This is a genomic window from Desulfobaculum sp. (assembly GCF_054921475.1).
Genome location: NZ_JBUDSW010000043.1, coordinates 1 through 17,374, shown reverse-complemented (window position 1 = coordinate 17,374; position 17,374 = coordinate 1). Strand labels below are relative to the sequence as shown.

15 protein-coding genes are annotated in these 17,374 nt (G+C 62.4%); 11 read left to right on the top strand and 4 right to left on the bottom strand.

What is annotated here, in order from left to right; translation table 11 throughout:
* The 3 genes from ACY69P_RS04490 to ACY69P_RS04480 all read right to left on the bottom strand — a co-directional run.
* On the bottom strand, positions 1–1,080 hold a 1,080-nt coding region (locus ACY69P_RS04490), incomplete at its 3' end, for a peptidylprolyl isomerase (protein WP_462326691.1).
* Entirely contained in the window at positions 1,077–4,538 is a 3,462-nt protein-coding gene (gene mfd / locus ACY69P_RS04485) for a transcription-repair coupling factor (RefSeq protein WP_459900100.1), read from the bottom strand. The genes mfd and ACY69P_RS04490, both read right to left, overlap by 4 nt.
* A gap of 170 nt (positions 4,539–4,708) precedes the next feature.
* Positions 4,709–5,185, bottom strand: a complete 477-nt coding sequence (locus ACY69P_RS04480) for a chemotaxis protein CheW (protein WP_404845069.1) — start codon at positions 5,183–5,185, stop codon at positions 4,709–4,711.
* Between the two features lie 296 nt (positions 5,186–5,481).
* Here ACY69P_RS04480 and ACY69P_RS04475 point away from each other — a divergent pair, with 296 nt between their 5' ends.
* Positions 5,482–5,703, top strand: coding sequence for a hypothetical protein (locus ACY69P_RS04475; protein WP_404845070.1), 222 nt, complete (start codon positions 5,482–5,484; stop codon positions 5,701–5,703).
* A 243-nt stretch (positions 5,704–5,946) separates the two neighbouring features.
* Here the strand turns inward: ACY69P_RS04475 and ACY69P_RS04470 are convergent, their stop codons facing one another.
* Positions 5,947–7,293 (bottom strand): UDP-glucose dehydrogenase family protein, encoded by a 1,347-nt coding sequence (locus ACY69P_RS04470; protein ID WP_459899972.1) that lies wholly within the window; start codon positions 7,291–7,293, stop codon positions 5,947–5,949.
* A 267-nt stretch (positions 7,294–7,560) separates the two neighbouring features.
* Here ACY69P_RS04470 and ACY69P_RS04465 point away from each other — a divergent pair, with 267 nt between their 5' ends.
* From ACY69P_RS04465 to ACY69P_RS04420, 10 genes are all read left to right on the top strand, one after another.
* Entirely contained in the window at positions 7,561–8,286 is a 726-nt protein-coding gene (locus tag ACY69P_RS04465) for a pyridoxine 5'-phosphate synthase (RefSeq protein ID WP_459899973.1), read from the top strand.
* Positions 8,287–8,294: 8 nt separating this feature from the next.
* A complete protein-coding gene (locus ACY69P_RS04460) occupies positions 8,295–8,672 on the top strand; it encodes a holo-[acyl-carrier-protein] synthase (protein WP_459899974.1) in 378 nt (125 codons plus the stop codon).
* A 1-nt stretch (position 8,673) separates the two neighbouring features.
* Positions 8,674–10,242: an NAD(P)H-hydrate dehydratase gene (locus ACY69P_RS04455; RefSeq protein ID WP_459899975.1), complete on the top strand. Its 1,569-nt coding sequence runs from the start codon at positions 8,674–8,676 to the stop codon at positions 10,240–10,242.
* Positions 10,235–10,705, top strand: coding sequence for a CBS domain-containing protein (locus ACY69P_RS04450; RefSeq protein WP_462326690.1), 471 nt, complete (start codon positions 10,235–10,237; stop codon positions 10,703–10,705). The genes ACY69P_RS04455 and ACY69P_RS04450 overlap by 8 nt, the downstream gene beginning before the upstream one ends.
* Positions 10,706–10,711: 6 nt before the next feature.
* Positions 10,712–11,188 carry a tRNA (adenosine(37)-N6)-threonylcarbamoyltransferase complex ATPase subunit type 1 TsaE gene (tsaE, locus tag ACY69P_RS04445; RefSeq protein ID WP_462326689.1) on the top strand — a complete coding sequence of 159 codons (477 nt, stop codon included), beginning with the start codon at positions 10,712–10,714 and terminating at the stop codon, positions 11,186–11,188.
* Between the two features lie 64 nt (positions 11,189–11,252).
* Positions 11,253–12,485, top strand: a complete 1,233-nt coding sequence (locus tag ACY69P_RS04440) for an aspartate kinase (RefSeq protein ID WP_459899977.1) — start codon at positions 11,253–11,255, stop codon at positions 12,483–12,485.
* Between the two features lie 4 nt (positions 12,486–12,489).
* Positions 12,490–14,133 carry a citramalate synthase gene (cimA, locus tag ACY69P_RS04435; RefSeq protein WP_462326688.1) on the top strand — a complete coding sequence of 548 codons (1,644 nt, stop codon included), beginning with the start codon at positions 12,490–12,492 and terminating at the stop codon, positions 14,131–14,133.
* An 82-nt stretch (positions 14,134–14,215) separates the two neighbouring features.
* A complete protein-coding gene (locus ACY69P_RS04430; protein ID WP_462326687.1) occupies positions 14,216–15,040 on the top strand; it encodes an MBL fold metallo-hydrolase in 825 nt (274 codons plus the stop codon).
* A gap of 286 nt (positions 15,041–15,326) precedes the next feature.
* Positions 15,327–16,835, top strand: a complete 1,509-nt coding sequence (locus ACY69P_RS04425) for a VgrG-related protein (protein ID WP_462326686.1) — start codon at positions 15,327–15,329, stop codon at positions 16,833–16,835.
* A 218-nt stretch (positions 16,836–17,053) separates the two neighbouring features.
* Positions 17,054–17,374 (top strand): response regulator (locus ACY69P_RS04420; protein ID WP_462326685.1); only part of this gene is annotated, 321 nt, incomplete at its 3' end.

Sequence of the window (17,374 nt, the reverse complement as noted above, 5' to 3'; positions counted from 1 at the left end):
TTTGCCGCCTTCTTCCGCCGTCGCCGCAGCGTCTGCGGACGTGGCGTTTTCTGTGGCATTTTCTGCGGCGCTTTCATCCTTGGCCGGGACGGCGTTCTGAGGCGCTGTGGACGGCTGCGGCTCGGCGGCGTCATCCTGCACGGGCATGCCGTGGTCGTCCAGCAGATGGGTACTCACCTCAATGCTGGCATTCGCAAGCGCATCGCTCAGCCACGCGTCAAAGGCCTCGCGCAGTTTTCGCTCCACCAGCACCTTCTCCACCACAGGATACGCCCGCGACGGGTCCAGCACCTTGGCCGGGCTCTTTTCCAGATAGATAAGGCTCTGGAAGTCCGACTCGCTGGTCATCACCGGGGTGGCGTCTCCGGGGGACAGCGGCTTGAGGGCATTTTTCCATGCGATGGTCATCCGGTCCTCACGCACGCGAAGCTCGCGGACCTCCACCTGTTCAAATTTTCCTTCAATGGCGTCCACACTGCTGTTTTTGCGGTACAGATCCACGGCGGACTGCACCGCGTCGCGGCTGGGACCACTGACAAGATAAATACGCAGACGGGGCGGCAGGTAGAATTCGTTGATATGCTGGCGGTAGTAGGCTTCGGCCTCCTCGTAGCCCAGTGAAATGCCGGGACGCAAAACCTCGCTGAAGAACTTCTCCAGGGCGAGGCGGGCGCGCAGTTCCTGCCGCCAGTAGTCAATATCAATATATTCTTCGACGAGAACCTGCTCAAAGGTATCCTCAGGGTAGTCCGCGCGGACTTCGTCCTCCGCGGCCTGCACTTCCTCCTGCGTGACGCCGAGCTCCCGGCGCTCCAACTCCTCGTCCACCAGCTCCTGCACGATAAGGTCGCCAAGCAGGTGCCCATAGTCTTCCTTCAACTGTGCCACACTGGGCGCGGCGTCGAAGGAGGAATCCAGATGCATAAAGTCATATTTCAGTTCCAGACGGTCCAAGGTGATGGGGCGGCCATTCACGCGCGCCACAACGCCTTGCTGCTCCCCTTCTCCGGAGCATCCGCCAAGGGCGAAAACGAGCGCCATAAGGACGCAGACGACGCCTATCCTGCTGTTTTTCATCATGTCCTTTCCGTTTCAGTGCGTTCGGTATGGTCTTGTGCTGTGGTATCGGCAGGAAGCAAGGCGGTCAACTCCCGCTCCACTTCGGCAAGGCTTTCGCACACGCCCGTGGCGGCAACGCGAAGCTCCAGCCTATCCGGCGGCAGCATGCGCACAGAGCCTTCCTTCTCCTGCACCCACTGCACCAAGCGTTCGGGCGGCACCACGGCGGCATCTTCGGCAAAGGTCATCACCACGCGGCCCTCGTATACATCGGCCTTGGTCACCTGCAGGCGGCCAAGCAAACGCTTGAGCCGGAGCAGCGCAAAGAACTGCTCCATCTGCTGGGGCGGCACGCCGAAGCGGTCGCGAATCTCGCCGATGAGTTCCTCCAGCGCGCTGGCAGAATCCGCCGACGACAGCGCCTTGTAGTAGCGCAGACGCTCGCGGGCTTCGGGCATGTATTCTTCGGGGATATGCGCCTCAAAGACGATGTTGAGCTCGGGGCTGGTGTCGCGCCGCAAGTCCTCGCCGCGCACGCGGCGGACCTCCTCCTCCAGCATCTCAAGGAACATATCAAGGCCCACCTTGGCCATACTGCCGGACTGCACCTCGCCAAGGATGTTGCCCGCGCCGCGAAGCCGCAGGTCCTCCATGGCAATCTGGAAGCCAGCGCCAAGGTAGTCCATATCAAGGATAACCTGCAGGCGCTTGCGGGTCTTCTCCGGCAATTTATCCAGCGAAGGCACCACAAAGTAGGCGTAGGCCTGCGTGGCGCTTCGTCCCACACGCCCGCGCAGCTGATATAGCTGCCCAAGGCCAAACAGCTGGGCTTGGTCCACAATAAGGGTGTTCGCCTGCGGGAAATCAAGGCCGGATTCCACAATGGCCGTGCACACGAGGATATCTATCTCGCCGTGCCAGAACTTGTGGATGGTTTCCTCAAGCTCGCGCTCGCGCATTTGGCCGTGGGCCATGCCCACGCGCGCGCCGGGCACAAGCTCCTGCACGTACTCCACCACGCGGGGCAGACTGCGCACGCGGTTATGCACCCAGAATATCTGGCCCTCGCGGTCCAATTCGCGCTGCACAATGGCGCGCAGCGGCTCCCTGTCGCGCTCAAGGATGGAGGTCTGCACAGGCTTGCGGTCCACCGGCGGCGTCTCCATCACGCTCAGGCTGCGGATGCCGGAGATGGACAGCTGCAAGGTGCGCGGGATGGGCGTTGCCGTCAGGGCAAGGACGTCGATGTCCTTGCGCATCTGCTTCAGACGCTCCTTGTCCTTGACGCCGAAGCGCTGTTCTTCGTCAAGGATGAGCAGGCCGATGTTGGGCAGGTGCACGTCCTGCGACAGCAGGCGGTGGGTGCCGATAAGGATATCCACCTCACCACGCGCGGCAGCGGCCAGCACAGCTTTTTGCCGCTTACGCGGAACAAAGCGGCTGAGCAGGCCCACCGTGAGGGGAAAGCTCTCCATCCGGCGCTTAAAGTTCTGGTAATGCTGCTCCGCAAGCACGGTTGTGGGGCACAAAATGGCGACCTGACGGCCATCAAGCGCGGCGCGGAAGGCGGCGCGCATGGCGATTTCCGTCTTGCCGAAGCCCACGTCGCCGCAGATGAGGCGGTCCATGGGTTCGGGCTTCTCCATGTCCGCCAGCACGGCGCGGATGGCCTTTTCCTGATCCGGCGTCTCCTCGAAGCCAAAGGACGCCTCGAACTCATTGAACATGTCGTCCACGGGCGAATACGAGTAGCCCTTGGCCACCTTGCGCCACGCGTACATTTCCACCAGCTCGCGGGCAATCTTTTCAATGGCCTTGCGGGCTCGCGCCTTGGCGCGGTTCCACCCGGCCCCGCCCAGCTTGTCCAGCGCGGGGGATGCGCCTTCCGGCCCCTTGTAGCGCTGGATGACGTCCAGTCGGTCCACGGGCAGATACAGCTTATCGTCGCCGGAGTAGTACAGGAGCAGATAGTCGTTGCTCACACTGCCAAGGTTCAGGCGGTGCAGCCCGCCAAACCGGGACAGCCCCCACTCGCGGTGCACAAGCAGGTCGCCCTCGGACAGGTCCTCATAGGTCTTGAGGCCCTTGAAGTCCGCCGCACCGGGCAGCGCCGCGCGGGTGCGCGACGGCTGGATAACGTCTTCACCCAGAATGATGGAGCCGTTCCAGCCGAATTCGATGCCCTGCTTAAAGGACGAGACAAGGGCAAAAATACCGCGTTGGTCTGGGACGTAGGACGTGGCGGGCGTCACGCCGTCCTGCTCCGCCAGCGCCAAAAACTTTTTGCGGGACTGCGCGGTGCGGAAGGACAAAATAACCTGCGCGCGCTCCTGCGACCACTTCTTAATGGCCGCCATCAGCGCCTGCCATGGACGGTTGCGGTCGTCCGGCTTCCAGAACAGTTCCTCAAAGGCGGCGTAGTTCTTTTCCGGCAACTCGATGCCGTCGCGCTTTTCGCCTATGGTCAGGTCCTCGAAGTGGATTTGCGCGTTGTCCTGCCACATTTTGCGCGCGCCTTCGGCCTGCTGGATAATGACATTGCGCGGCCTGCGCCAGCCAAGGCGCTCGGCCTCCTCATCCAGCGATTCGGTCCAGTCCCATTCCACCTCTTCCATACGCGTCCGCAGACGCCCCGCGCCGCACAGCACCCACGCGGCATCGCGCGGGAGCCATTCGTCAAGGGTGACGGCATCGTCATAAAACAGCCCCGGACGGATGGAGCCGGTACCCTCGTCCAGCATCCGGTTCAGGTGCTGCTGCGCGCCGGGGTCCAGCTCGCCAATGCCGCGCAGTTTCTCCCACCGCGTGCGGGCGGCGTCGCACTCCTCGGGCGTAAAGACCGAGGGGGACGCAGGCAGGAGCACCGCCTCGTCCAGCGCATCGCTGGAACGCTGGGACATGGGATCAAACAGACGGATGTCGTCCAGCGTGTCCCCAAAGAATTCAAGGCGCAGGGGCTTCGGGTAGCCGGGCGCGAAAATATCCAAAATATCGCCACGCATGGCCATTTCGCCGGGGCGCGTCACCATGCCCGTACGCTCGTAGCCCCAGCTGGCGCACTGCTCCAGAATGCTCTCGGACAGAATCTCCTCGCCCCGCGGCAGGACAAGGTGGTGGGTGTCGAGAATGCGGCGCGGCGGCCACTTGGGCAGCAGATTGTCCGGCGTCAGCAAAATGCCGCGTGCGCCGGAACCTGTGGCGAGGGAATAGAGCGCAGCCCAGCGCGCGGCCCAGCGGCCCGGGTCCGTGGACTTGGCGGGATAGGCGGGAAAGGTCACCCACTTGGAACCGCCAAAGGGGCCGTCGCCCGGAGTCAGCAGGCCAAGCAGCGCCTGCATCTGCACCAATTCCTTGGTGCCGGGAACAACCATCACCACACTGCGGGAGCGGGCAAGAAGGCCTGCGGCAATTGCCGCCTGTGTACCGGGGCCGGACTTGTAGACGCGACGGGACAGCGCCGCCCCTTCCGGCGACACCATGCGGCCGGATTGAGCGAACTCCCGCAACTCAGGAGGGAAGAGCAACTGGTTTGTTTCCTTGTTTTTTCGGTTCCACGAATACGCACAACGAAAGACCGCCGCGCGCAACAGCGCAGCGGCGGTCATCATGCCTTGTCAGGCGGCGAGCCGCAACAACTGAAAGGCTGTTTTTACACCTGAGCCAGAACGTCCTTCTCTTCGTTAGAGAGCAGACGGTTCAGATCAAGCAGGATGAGCAGGCGGTCTTCCAGCTTGCCCACACCGCTGATGTACTCCGATTCCAGGCCGGAAACGACGGGCGGCGGCGGCTCGACCGTGTTTGCCGGAATGCGGAGCACCTCGGAGACGGAATCGACTATAAAGCCCACGATCATGTTGTTGATCTCAATGACGATGATCCTCGTGTGCTTATCATGATCCCGCGTTGCAAGGCCGAAGCGCCTGCGCAAATCAATAATGGGAATGACGTTGCCGCGAAGGTTGATGACGCCCTCGACAAACGCAGGAGCCTTCGGGACCTTCGTAATCTCCATGGTGCGGATGATTTCCTGCACCTTGAGGATATCGACGCCGAATTCCTCTTCCCCGATGCTGAATGTGACAAGCTGTATCAGCTCAGCATCCTGTCTCTTTTGGGTCTCGTCCATCAGTGTTCTCCTGTGGTGTGAATGAGAATGGCCGACGGCATGGAAGTCATCGCCAATCATTCCGCCAATAACACATAAATAATCCGAAACCGCGCATAAGGCAACACAAACGCGCGGACGGCCCTTTTTCATCGGACTCTGGGCACTTACACAGGCCTTATCGGCAACAGCTCCGAATACTTGACCTTTTTTGTCGTGAAAATCTGTTGCGCTTGCGCCCCTCGTTCATTATCGTACCGCGAGCGCGTCAGGGAAGGTTCCGGGCGCGTGCAGATCACAAGGAGGACGACCCCTGCATGGCACAATTCGCACCACATAAAACGAATTACGCGTTGGAGGATCAGATAAAGACCCTGCGCGACGAAGAGCTTCTCGACTTCTGGGAAGAGGCGCAATATCTGGAAAAATTCCTTCAAGATGAATTTAGTGCAGGAGCCGGAGCACACATCGAATACGAACGCATCATCCTCAAGGAACTCCAATACCGCACCTGCAAACGTTGCGTCAGCACCAGCTAGCCAACCGGCTCAAAATTTCTGCATCTCCACATTTTCTACCACTGCATTGACAAAAAAGCCCCCGCTCCACATGGACCGGGGGCTTTTTTGCGCGTGCGGGGCAAGCGCCCACGCGCAAAAACGGCGCTCCGGCCGCTAGGCGCGCCGCCCTGCCCTCTCCGGCTCACAAAAAAGAGCCGCCAGACGCAACGTCCAGCGGCTCCTCTGAGTGCGAAAAAGCGCCGCACAGTCCGGACGGGTGCGCTACTTCTTGGCCTTAGCCACGGGGCGGCCAATGCTAAAGTAGGCAAAGCCGTCAGCGGCAAGCTCGGACGGGGAGTAGAGATTGCGGCCATCAAAAATGATGGGGGCGCTCAGCTTGTCCTTAATCTGCTGGAAATCGGGCTTGCGGAACTGGTTCCACTCGGTCACCACGGCCAGCGCGTCCGCATCTTCCAACGCGGCGTACTGCTCGTCCACAATTTCCACAAGGTCGTTGCCTTCCAGCGCCTTGCGGGAGTTCGGACCGGCAACCGGGTCAAACGCCTTCACGCGCATGCCGCGCTCCGTCAGGTAGCGCACGGTGACAAGCGAGGGTGCCTCGCGGATGTCGTCGGTATTGGCCTTGAACGCCAAGCCCCACAGAGCAAGGGTCTTGCCTTCCACGCCGCCCTGATTGGCGAAGTAGTCCTCAATCTTGCGGGCCACGGAGAACTTCTGGGCGTCGTTCACGGAATCCACGGACTGAAGCAGGCTCGGGGTGTGGCCGTTTTCCAGAGCGGTGGTGATGAGCGCCTTCACGTCCTTGGGGAAGCAGGAGCCGCCGTAGCCGACGCCGGGGTAAATGAAGTGGTAGCCAATGCGGTGGTCGGAGCCGATGCCAAGGCGCACGTCGCCCACGTCCGCGCCAACGCGCTCGCAGATGTTGGAGATTTCATTGATGAAGGAAATCTTGGTCGCCAGCATGCAGTTGGCGGCATACTTGGTCATCTCCGCGCTGCGCACGTTCATGACGATGAGCTTTTCGCGGCTACGGGCAAAGGGCGAGTACAGGGAGCGCATGACTTCCGCCGTCTCGGGATCGTTGGTGCCCAGAATGACGCGGTCGGGCTTCATGAAGTCGCTGACGGCGTCGCCTTCCTTGAGGAACTCGGGGTTGGAGACCACGTCAAACGCAATGGACTCGCCGCGCTTTTCCAGCTCCTCGCTGATGAGGGCACGCACCTGATCTGCGGTCCCGACGGGCACGGTGGACTTGTCCACGACGATCTTCTTGTCCTTCATATACTGGCCGATCTCGCGGGCCACCTGATGCACGTACTTCAGGTCGCAGCTGCCGTCCTCGCGGCAGGGGGTGCCCACGGTGATGAAGACGACCTGTGCATCCTCAAGGCCTTCGGCGAGGCTGGTGGTGAAGCGCAGGCGGCCTTCGGCGTTGTTGCGCTTGACCATTTCCTCAAGGCCCGGCTCGTAGATGTGGACCTTGCCGCTTTCAAGCGTCTTGACCACGGCGGGGTTCACGTCCACGCAGGAGACGGCGTTGCCCATCTCGGCAAAGCAGGCCGCACTGACCAGTCCGACATATCCAGTACCAACTATGCAAACATTCATGTATCCAAACCTCGTTTGGTGCTTCGTCTCTGGGGATTTCTTTTGATATAGCGAGAAAAGACGGAATAATAGCGCGCAGGGGCGGCCAAGTCAATGCACGGGCGCACGCCCCGCAGCGCCGCAAAACGCCCTCGCGCGCCCCGGTTTAGCGCGGAAACACAAGCTTTCCCTTGACTTTCGGCCAGTGTTGGCGACAATTTCCTGCGGGCGCCAATACCGCCCCACCTCATTCTCAACTCTGAATCACCTCGCAGAAAGGATCGAAATATGCCTTCACTCGCAGTCAATATCGATCATATCGCCACGCTTCGACAGGCCCGTCTCGGTAAAGAGCCGGACCCGGTCACCGCCGCTCATCTTTCGGAGCTGGCCGGTGCGCAGTGCATCATCTGCCACCTGCGCGAAGACCGCCGCCACATTCAGGACCGGGACGTGGACCTGCTGCGCGCCACCGTCAAAACCCGCCTGAATCTTGAAATGGCCGCCACCGAAGAAATGCAGGGCATCTGCCTGCGCACGCGCCCGGACATCATCTGCCTCGTCCCCGAAAAGCGCGAGGAGCTCACCACCGAGGGCGGCCTTGACGTGGCCTCCCGCGTTGAGGAGCTGTCCAACTATCTGGCGCCCATCCACGCGCAGGGCATTGAGTCCAGCCTGTTCATCGACGCGGACCCGAAACAGATTGAAGCCGCCGCCAAAATCGGCAACCAGTATATTGAAATACACACCGGCCACTACGCCGACGCCGAAACCCCGGCGCAGGCCAAGGCCGAGCTGGAAAAGATTCTGGCAGGCATCCGCCTTGCGCAGGACCTTGGCCTGAAGGTGAACCTTGGGCACGGGCTGAACTATGTGAACATTCTGCCCTTTGCCAAGGTCCCCGGCATCAACGAATATTCCATCGGGCACAGCATCATCGCCCGCGCCGCCTACGTGGGCATCACGCAGGCCGTGCGCGAGATGAACGACATCGTCCGCGGCTTCGTGGACTAGGAACGCCGATGATAGTTGGGCTTGGTCTGGATGTGGTGGAACTCTCGCGCATTGAGCGCATGCTGGAGAAGCACCCCGAGCGCTTTCTCGCCCGCATCCTGACCCCGGCAGAGCGAGACGCCATGCCGGAACACACACCTGTCCCCTACGTGGCCGCGCGCTTTGCGGCCAAGGAGGCCGCCGCCAAGGCACTTGGCACCGGCATCGCCGAGGGGGTAGGATTTCAAACAATGGAAGTGCAGCGCGAGGCCAGCGGACAACCGCGCCTCGTCCTGCATGGACCGGCCAAAGACCGCGCACGAACCCTTGGCGCGGACAACGCACATATCACCCTGACGCATGGCCGCGACATCGCCGCCGCCGTCGTCGTTTTGGAGAAGATGTAGAATGGAGATGTACCACGCAGTCCCCCTGCCCACGCCGGAAGAAATGGCCGCCTGGGACCACGCAACCATTGAGGACTTCGGCCTGAGGCAGGAAGTGCTGATGGAAAATGCCGGCCTTGGCGCCTATGGCGTGCTGGAAGAGGCCATCGGCCCCGTGGAGGGGCTTCTGGCACTGGTGGTCGCCGGTTCCGGCAACAACGGCGGCGACGCGTTCTGCCTTGCCCGCCATCTGGCCAACTCCGGCGCGCAAGTCGTGGTGCTGCACACCGGCAAAAAAAAGGCCTACCGCGGCGCTGCCGCCGTCAATATGCGCCTTGCGCAGAAGATGGGCATCCAGCTGGAATTCCTCGCGCCCGGGCACAGCCTTATCGAAATCTCGCAGGAATACGGCATGCCGGACATCATTGTCGACGGCCTGCTGGGCACCGGGTTCACCGGCGCACTGCGCGAAGACGCCCTGCGTATCGTCGAGGACGTCAACCTGCTTGGCGAAGACTCCTACGTCATGGCTCTGGACACGCCCTCCGGTCTTTCCGGCCTCACGGGCGAGCCGTGTCCCGTCGCCGTCCGCGCCGATGTCACCGTTACTTTTGAGGCCGCAAAACTCGGCCTCGCCCTGCCCGTTGCCACGGAATACACCGGCGACGTGCACGTCTGCGGCATCGGCATCCCCGAGTTTATCAAGAACTCCTCCCCGGCCACCTTTGGCATGCTCACCGACGGCGTGCTGGACCTGCTGCCCACCCCGCATCCCGAGATGCACAAGGGCACCGCAGGGCACGTGCTGGTCATTGGCGGTAGCACCGGACTCACCGGCGCGCCCCATCTGGCCGCCCTTGGCGCGCTGCGCGCCGGAGCGGGCATGGTCACCGTGGCCTGCCCCGCCGCCCTCGCGCTGGAGGTCAAGGCCGGTTCCCCGGACATCATGACCCTGCCGCTGGGTTCCGGTTCCAACTGGAACGAGAGCATGGCTCACGACCTGCGCGAGCATCTGCCGCGCTTTACCACCATTCTCATTGGTCCGGGCATGGGCCGCGATGAACGCGCCCTCGGCTTCCTGCGCGCCCTTGCGGAACTGGACCTGCCAAACGTGGTGCTGGACGCCGACGCCCTGTACTGGCTTGCCGAGGCTCCCGGCCTCATCAAGCACATGGACGCCCCGGCCGTCATCACGCCCCACCCCGGCGAAGCGGCCCGCCTGCTCGGCTGTACCACCGACGAAGTGCAGGCCGACCGCCTTGGCCACGCCCTGACGCTGGCCCACAACACGGACAGCGTCACCGTGCTCAAGGGTGCGGGAAGCATCATAGCGCTGCCCGATGGCCGCGCCTTCGTTTCGCCCTTTGCTGTATCCAATCTGGCGGTTGCCGGTTCTGGAGACGTGCTTGCCGGACTGGTTGCCAGCCTCATGGCCCGTGCGGCGGACCCCGAGGATGCGGCCTGTCTTGGCGTGTACTGGCACGGCCTTGCCGGAGACCTGCTCGGCGCGGACTACCCCGCCCGTGGCAACACCGCCAGCGAAATCGCCCACGCCCTGCCGCGTGCGCTGAAGGAGACCGTCGATGCTTAAAGCCAAAGACATCATGACCAAGGATCCCATAACGCTCTACCCCGACGACGAAATCACCGTCGCCGCCCAGACCATGCTGGAGAAAGGCATCAACGGCCTGCCGGTATTGGACGAAGGGGGCAGCGTGGTGGGCATCCTGTGCCAGAGCGACCTTGTGGCCCAGCAGAAGAAGCTGAACCTGCCCTCGGTCTTCACCCTGCTGGACGGCATCATTCCCTTTTCCTCCGCCCGCGACCTTGAGCGCGAAATGGAAAAGATGACGGCCATGACCGTTGCGCAGGCCATGACGGAGTCCCCCGTCACGGTCAGCCCCGAGACCTCCCTTGACGAGGTGGCCTCCATCATCGTGGAAAAGCGCTTCCATACGCTGCCCGTGGTGGATGGCACCCATCTTGTGGGCGTCATCGGCAAGGAAGACATCCTGCGCACCCTCATCCCCAAGCCGTCCGAGGACGATGAATAGCGCGTCATGACCATCACCGTGCATCTTGAAGACGAAGCCGCCACCCTCGCGCTGGGCCAACGCCTGGCGCGGGCGGTGGCGAAAGACGCCACAGGGCTGAACGTTTTGCTCTGCGGCGACCTTGGCGCAGGCAAGACCACACTGGTGCGCGGCCTTGTCGCCGCCTTGCCCGGGGGCGAAGACGCCCGCGTGTCCAGCCCCAGCTTCAACATTATGAACCTGTATCCCACCACTCCCGAGACGGCGCACTTTGACCTCTACCGTCTGGAATTTCAGGAACCGGACGAGTCCCTTCTGGAATTCCTCGCCGACGAACAGACCCTTGTGCTTGTGGAGTGGTCGCAGTACCTCGACCGCGAATTCTGGCCGGGGGATTATCTGCTTCTAACGTGGCAGCCCGCCCAAACGGGCCGCACGCTGGAACTGACGGCTCAGGGCGCAACCGCCACCGCGATTCTCCGCGCCGCCACGCACGAGGGCTAGCCGCCCCGCGTGCCCCAAGGCGCCGCGCAACACACCCCAACACTTAGTGAGGAGCTACGCTTCAATGGCCATCATCGTTCAGAAGTTCGGCGGCACCTCGGTCGCCAACCTCGACTGCATGCGCAAGGTGCAGACCAAGGTGGAAAAGGCCCTCGCCGACGGGTACAAGGTCGTCGTCGTGCTGTCCGCCATGGCAGGCGAGACAAACCGGCTTATCGACCTTGCCAAGGAATGGTCCACAGCCCCGGACCCAGCCGAGATGGATTCCCTCGTCTCCACGGGCGAACAGGTTTCCGTTGCCCTCTTCTCCATGCTGCTGAAAGACGCAGGGATCAAAGCCCGCTCCATTCTGGGCTTTCAGGCCGAGATCACCACAGACAAAAAATATGGCCGCGCCCGTATTCTGGACATCAACGCCGACAACATGAAACGCCAGCTCGATGACCACGATGTGTTGGTCGTGGCTGGTTTTCAGGGCTGTGACGACCAGCGCCGCATCACCACGCTGGGCCGTGGCGGCTCGGATACGTCCGCTGTTGCACTTGCCGTTGCAGTTGGGGCCGATCTTTGCGAAATTTTCACTGATGTGGACGGCGTGTACACCACGGACCCCAACATCGTCTCCCGCGCCAAAAAGATCCCCAAAATCTCGTACGACGAGATGCTCGAAATGTCCTCCATGGGCGCCAAGGTCCTACAGATCCGCTCCGTGGAGTTCGCCAAAAAATACAACATGACCGTTCACGTCCGGTCGACTTTTTCCGACTGTCCCGGAACGTACGTAACCCAGGAGGATGAAAGCATGGAAGCCGTTCTGGTTTCAGGCATCGCATATGACAAGGACCAGGCCCGCGTAACACTTCTGGACGTTGATGACCGTCCCGGTGTGGCGTCGTCGCTGTTCTCGCCCCTTGCCGACGCCGGAATCATCGTCGACATGATCATCCAGAATACCAGCCGCGACGGTGAAAAAACCGACATGACCTTCACCGTGCCCCGCGCCGACCTTGACCAGACCATCAAAATTATTGATGAAATCAAGGAGACCCTCGGCACGCGGCAGACGCTGTACGACGAGCGCGTCTCCAAGGTGTCCGTCATCGGCGTTGGCATGCGCAGCCACTCCGGCGTTGCATCGCGCATGTTCCAGGCCCTCAAGGCGGAAGGCATCAATATTTTGATGATCTCCACCTCCGAGATTAAGGTCACCTGCCTCATCGAGGAAAAATACACCGAACTGGCCGTGCGTACCCTGCACGAATCATTTGAACTGGAGAAAGAAGGAATGAAGTGTTGACGCCATGAAGAAGATCTCCATCTACGATACCACGCTGCGTGACGGAACCCAGGCCGAAGAAATCAGCCTCTCCACTGGCGACAAGATTCGCATTGCCAGAAAGCTCGACGCGCTGGGCGTAGACTATATTGAGGGCGGTTGGCCCGGCTCCAATGAGACCGACCGCGCCTTCTTTACGGAGATTCGTCAATACGACCTATCGCATTCCAAGGTCGCCGCGTTTGGCAGTACATGCAGCCCCCGGTGCACCGCGAACGAGGACCCGAACCTCGCCGCGCTCATCGCGGCCGCGCCCGACGCGGCGACCCTTTTCGGAAAGACGTGGGACCTGCACGTCACCGAAGCCCTTCGTGTTTCGCACGAGGAGAATCTGGAGCTTATCCGGTCCTCCATCGCCCACATGGGCGCCAATGTGCCCGAGGTCTTTTTTGACGCGGAGCACTTCTTTGACGGCTACAAAGCCAACCCGGACTACGCCGTTGCCTGCCTGAAGGCCGCCCACGAAGCGGGCGCGCAGGTGCTGGTGCTGTGCGACACCAACGGCGGCTGCCTGCCGTACGAGGTACGCGGCATAGTCGCCGCCGTGCGCGACGCCCTGCCCGGCGACGCCCGCCTTGGCATCCATACGCACAACGATTCCGAAACCGCCGTCGCCAACACCGTTGAGGCCGTCCACGGCGGCGCGGTGCAGGTGCAGGGCACCATCAACGGCTACGGCGAACGCTGCGGCAACGCCAACCTCTGCTCCATCATCCCCAATCTGGAGCTGAAAAGTGACGGCGCGTACCGCTGTCTGCCGGACGGCGGCCTGCGCAAACTGACCGCCACCAGCCAGTTTGTGTCGGAAATCTGCAACCTGCGCCCCTTTACGCGCCAGCCCTTCGTGGGCAAATCCGCTTTTGCGCACAAGGGCGGCATCCATGTCAGCGCGGTGCTCAAGAATCCCCAAACCTACGAACACATCCCCCCGGATACCGTGGGCAACGAACAGCGCGTACTGCTCTCGGACCTCTCCGGCCGCAGCAATATTCTGTTCATGGCCAAGAAATACGGCTACGAGCTGGACAAAAACGATTCCGCGGTCCTCGACCTGCTGGCCGAGGTGAAAAACCGCGAGAACATGGGGTACGAATACTCCACGGCGGAAGCCTCCTTCGAACTGATGTTCTTTCAGGCCATGGGCTGGTCCAAGCGCTACTTCCAGCTTGTGCGCTTCAACGTGGTTGGCTCCATGCGCCCGGAATACTCCGCGCCCTACGCCGAAGCCACGGTCATGCTCAAGGTGGGCGGCACAGTGGAGCACACCGCCGCCACGGGGCAGGGTCAGGTCAACGCACTGGACTCCGCACTGCGCAAGGCGCTGGTGCCCTTCTACCCCAATCTTAACGAGATGCGCCTTGTGGACTTTAAGGTCCGCGTTCTTCCCGGCTCGCAAAACGACTCCGACGGCACGGCCTCCGTGGTCCGCGTTCTCATCGAATCCGCAGACACCACGGACCGCTGGACCACCGTTGGCGTCCATTATGACCTCATCCACGCCAGTTGGCAGGCGCTTGTGGATTCCATCAATTACAAGCTGTTCAAAGACGATCCGAAAAAGTTCCCCGTGGGCGGCAAGCACTTTCCCGCCGCGCCCAGTGGGAAGTAGTCATTCTCTCCACCGGGCGCGGCCACCCCGCGCCCGGTACTGACAGTACAGCAGACGACCTACGCTCCAAGGAGCCTCGACTATGAGCGTTACCATCACACTCCTCATCGACAACACGGCCCATCTTCCGCACCTCGCTCATGAGCATGGATTTTCATGCGCCGTTACGCCGTCGGACGGCAGCCTGTGGCTGTGGGATACCGGCGCCAGCGCGGCCTTTTTGAAAAACGCCGATGCCCTCGGCATTCCGGCGCACGAAGCGCGGGGGCTTATCCTCTCGCACGGGCACTGGGACCATGCGGGCGGACTCGCTCCCCTTCTGGAGCGCGGCTTTACCGGCGCCGTGTACGCGCACCCCGCCTACCAGCGCGAGCGCTACTCCTGCCACCCCGGCGAGGAGTCCCGATATATCGGCGTCCCCAAGCTCTCCGACCATCTGCCGCGCCCGGATGTACGCGGCGTAGCAGATGGCTTCAGAATCGGCGACGATATCACCGTGGTGACGGATATCCACCGCGAACCGGGCCACTACGAGGCCACCAAAGACTTCTATACGGATACGGACTGCACGCAGCCCGACTCCGTACCCGACGACGCGTGCCTGCTTATCCCCACCGCCAAGGGCATGGTCCTGCTCCTTGGCTGCTGCCACAGCGGCATGGCCAACACCCTCGGTCATATCCGCGAGCGCTTCGGGCTGGACCAAATATACGCCGTTATCGGCGGCACGCACCTTATGGACGCGCCGGACTCCGCCATCCGTGAAAGCGTGGACGCCCTCAAGGCGGCGCGCGTTCAGCATATCTATCCCGCGCACTGCACCGGCAAACGCGGCTTTGAAGCGCTGGAGAAACTGCTGCCCGGCAAGGTCCACCCCACAGGCGGCGGGCATTCGCTGACGTTCTAAGTGCGCACTGTGGCGGCCACGCGCAAGGCATACGCCGCCACAGCGCTCCGCGTACGGGGCGGGGTTTGCCGTCCTGCTATGACGGCTGGCACGCCCCACTTTGCACAACATTCCCTGCCAGAAGCTCGACACGCGCCCCAAGCTGGGGCAACATCATATGAACCAGCTTCGCCTGCTCCGGGCGCGCCTTGCGCGCCTTGGATTCCGACTCGATGTCTACGGCAGGAGTTTTGCAAAGACAGCCATGAACACACAACTTTCTGGCACTTTTGACGATACAACATACATGAACCGGTCCCGAACTCCGTTGCCGAATATCTCCGCACGCCTTGCTGCGTCCGCCCCCTCCCTTGCCGCCACACTGCGGCGGGTCTGGCCCCGCGCCCTGCGCAGGCTAAGCCCGCAGGAGAGCGCGGCGCTCATCGCTTTTGTGCGCAGCACGCCGCCAGCGCGGCTTCCGGACGTGCTTCTACGCCCGTGCGTCAGCGCCATACGCCGCGCCACACGGGACTTTTGCCACGCCATGCGCCGCGGCGAGCTTTGGCAACGCGGTGGCCTGTACCCCGCCGTCATTTCCTTGGCGGTGCTTGGCCTCTTCTGCGCCGAGTATTCTGTGCTCCAACTGACTGCGCCCACGCCTCCGGTGGCGCAGGTGGCGCGCTTCCACCACATGTCGCAGGACCAGCAGGCCATGCTGAAGCGGTATCTGCCGCTGTATCCGGCCACGCAGGACGTGCGTTTTTCCGCAAGCTCCTTTACGCGGGCGCAGCCCCTTGGCGCGCCGTGGCGCGCCAACGCGGCCCTTGCGGAGGTGGTCCACACCGCACGCGCGCCGCACCAGCTGCTTGCCGTGTCCCCGGCCATGCTCCCCACAGCGCCGCTCATGGCGTCCGTCCGCGGCAAAGTGCGTCATCATATTGTCCGGATGCCCGTGGACAAGCAGGCCTTCCACCCGCTGGACAAGGAACGCTTCCTCGCCTTTGCCAGCACCTCGTCCAACCTGCGGCGCATGTTCGCCGCCGTCCCCACCACTATGCCGGACCTCGCCAGCCTTGAGCCGCGTCCGGCCTCGGCCATCGCGCCGCCCACAACGCGCCTTGACGCCATCCGCGCCAAGCTGGCCAAGCGGCGGGAGCTGGGCAAGCTCTGCGCGCTGTTTGAATCCGGCATCCACGGCTCGCGCGCCATTGGCTACGACCCCGACGGCGGCACGTCCTACGGCAAATATCAGATGTCCTCGCGCAAGGGCACGGTACGGCGCTTTATCCGCTATCTGGACCACAGAGCCCCCAGCCTCGCGCGCCGCCTCAAGGGCGGCCGGGCCAATACCGGTAGCACGCGCGGCGCGCTGCCCGGAAAATGGCGGCGCGTGGCGGACAATTACCCCGGTCTGTTCGAGCGCTTGCAGGACGACTTTATCCACAACAACTACTACACCCCCACCCTGCGCGACATCCGCATGCGCACGGGCATTGATCCGTCGCGCCACCCGGCCATCCTGCGCGAGGTGCTGTGGAGCACCGCGGTGCAGCACGGCCCCCGCGGCGGCGCGTATATTTTTGAACGTGCGGAACTCAAGGCCCGCCTGCGCCCCGCGCGCGACTACCACCGCGCCCTGATTATGGAAATCTTCCGCGAGCGCGAGCGCCGCATCCGCCGCCACAGCCACCCCCGCCAGCTCAAGGGTCTCATCCGCCGCCTGCGGGAAGAACGCAAAATAGCCCTGACAGCTCTACAAAAACCCGTGGACTACGCAAAACTCTCGCGTTCCATCCGCGCTAAGGGCATCCTGTAGACGCACAATGCGCGCGGCCCGTCGCAATGGACACGCAGCGCGGCCACGCCTCACTTTCCCTCTCTACCGAGCCATATTCCCGCCCCGTCGCCACGCTTGCTAAGGGCAGTCATTGCATGATAGAGCGCATCATAAGTCCTTGATTCACAAGGATTGTGCTCATTCAATGCGCGGCCCTAGCCCGCTTGCACCATACTGCCGCAATGCAGAGGTTCATAATGACAGAGAGAAAGGATGTCCTCGTTCTGGCTGTTGACGCCAACCCGTCACTGCAAAAGATCATTTCCCGCCACTTGCATGACGGCGGGTACAACGCCGTGCTCCTTGCCGGAAGCATCCCAGAGGCATGGAATATCCTCACACAAAAGGACATCGGCCTCGTCATTTGCGACCTCGTGGTGGGGCAGCACAGCGGAGTCGCCCTTCTCCAGCGCATCCGCCAATCTCCAAAAATCGGCAAACTTCCCGTCGTGGTCATGTCCGCCAAAAAGGACAAGCGCATCGTCACCGCCGCCGCCCGCGCCGGCGCTTCCGCCTTT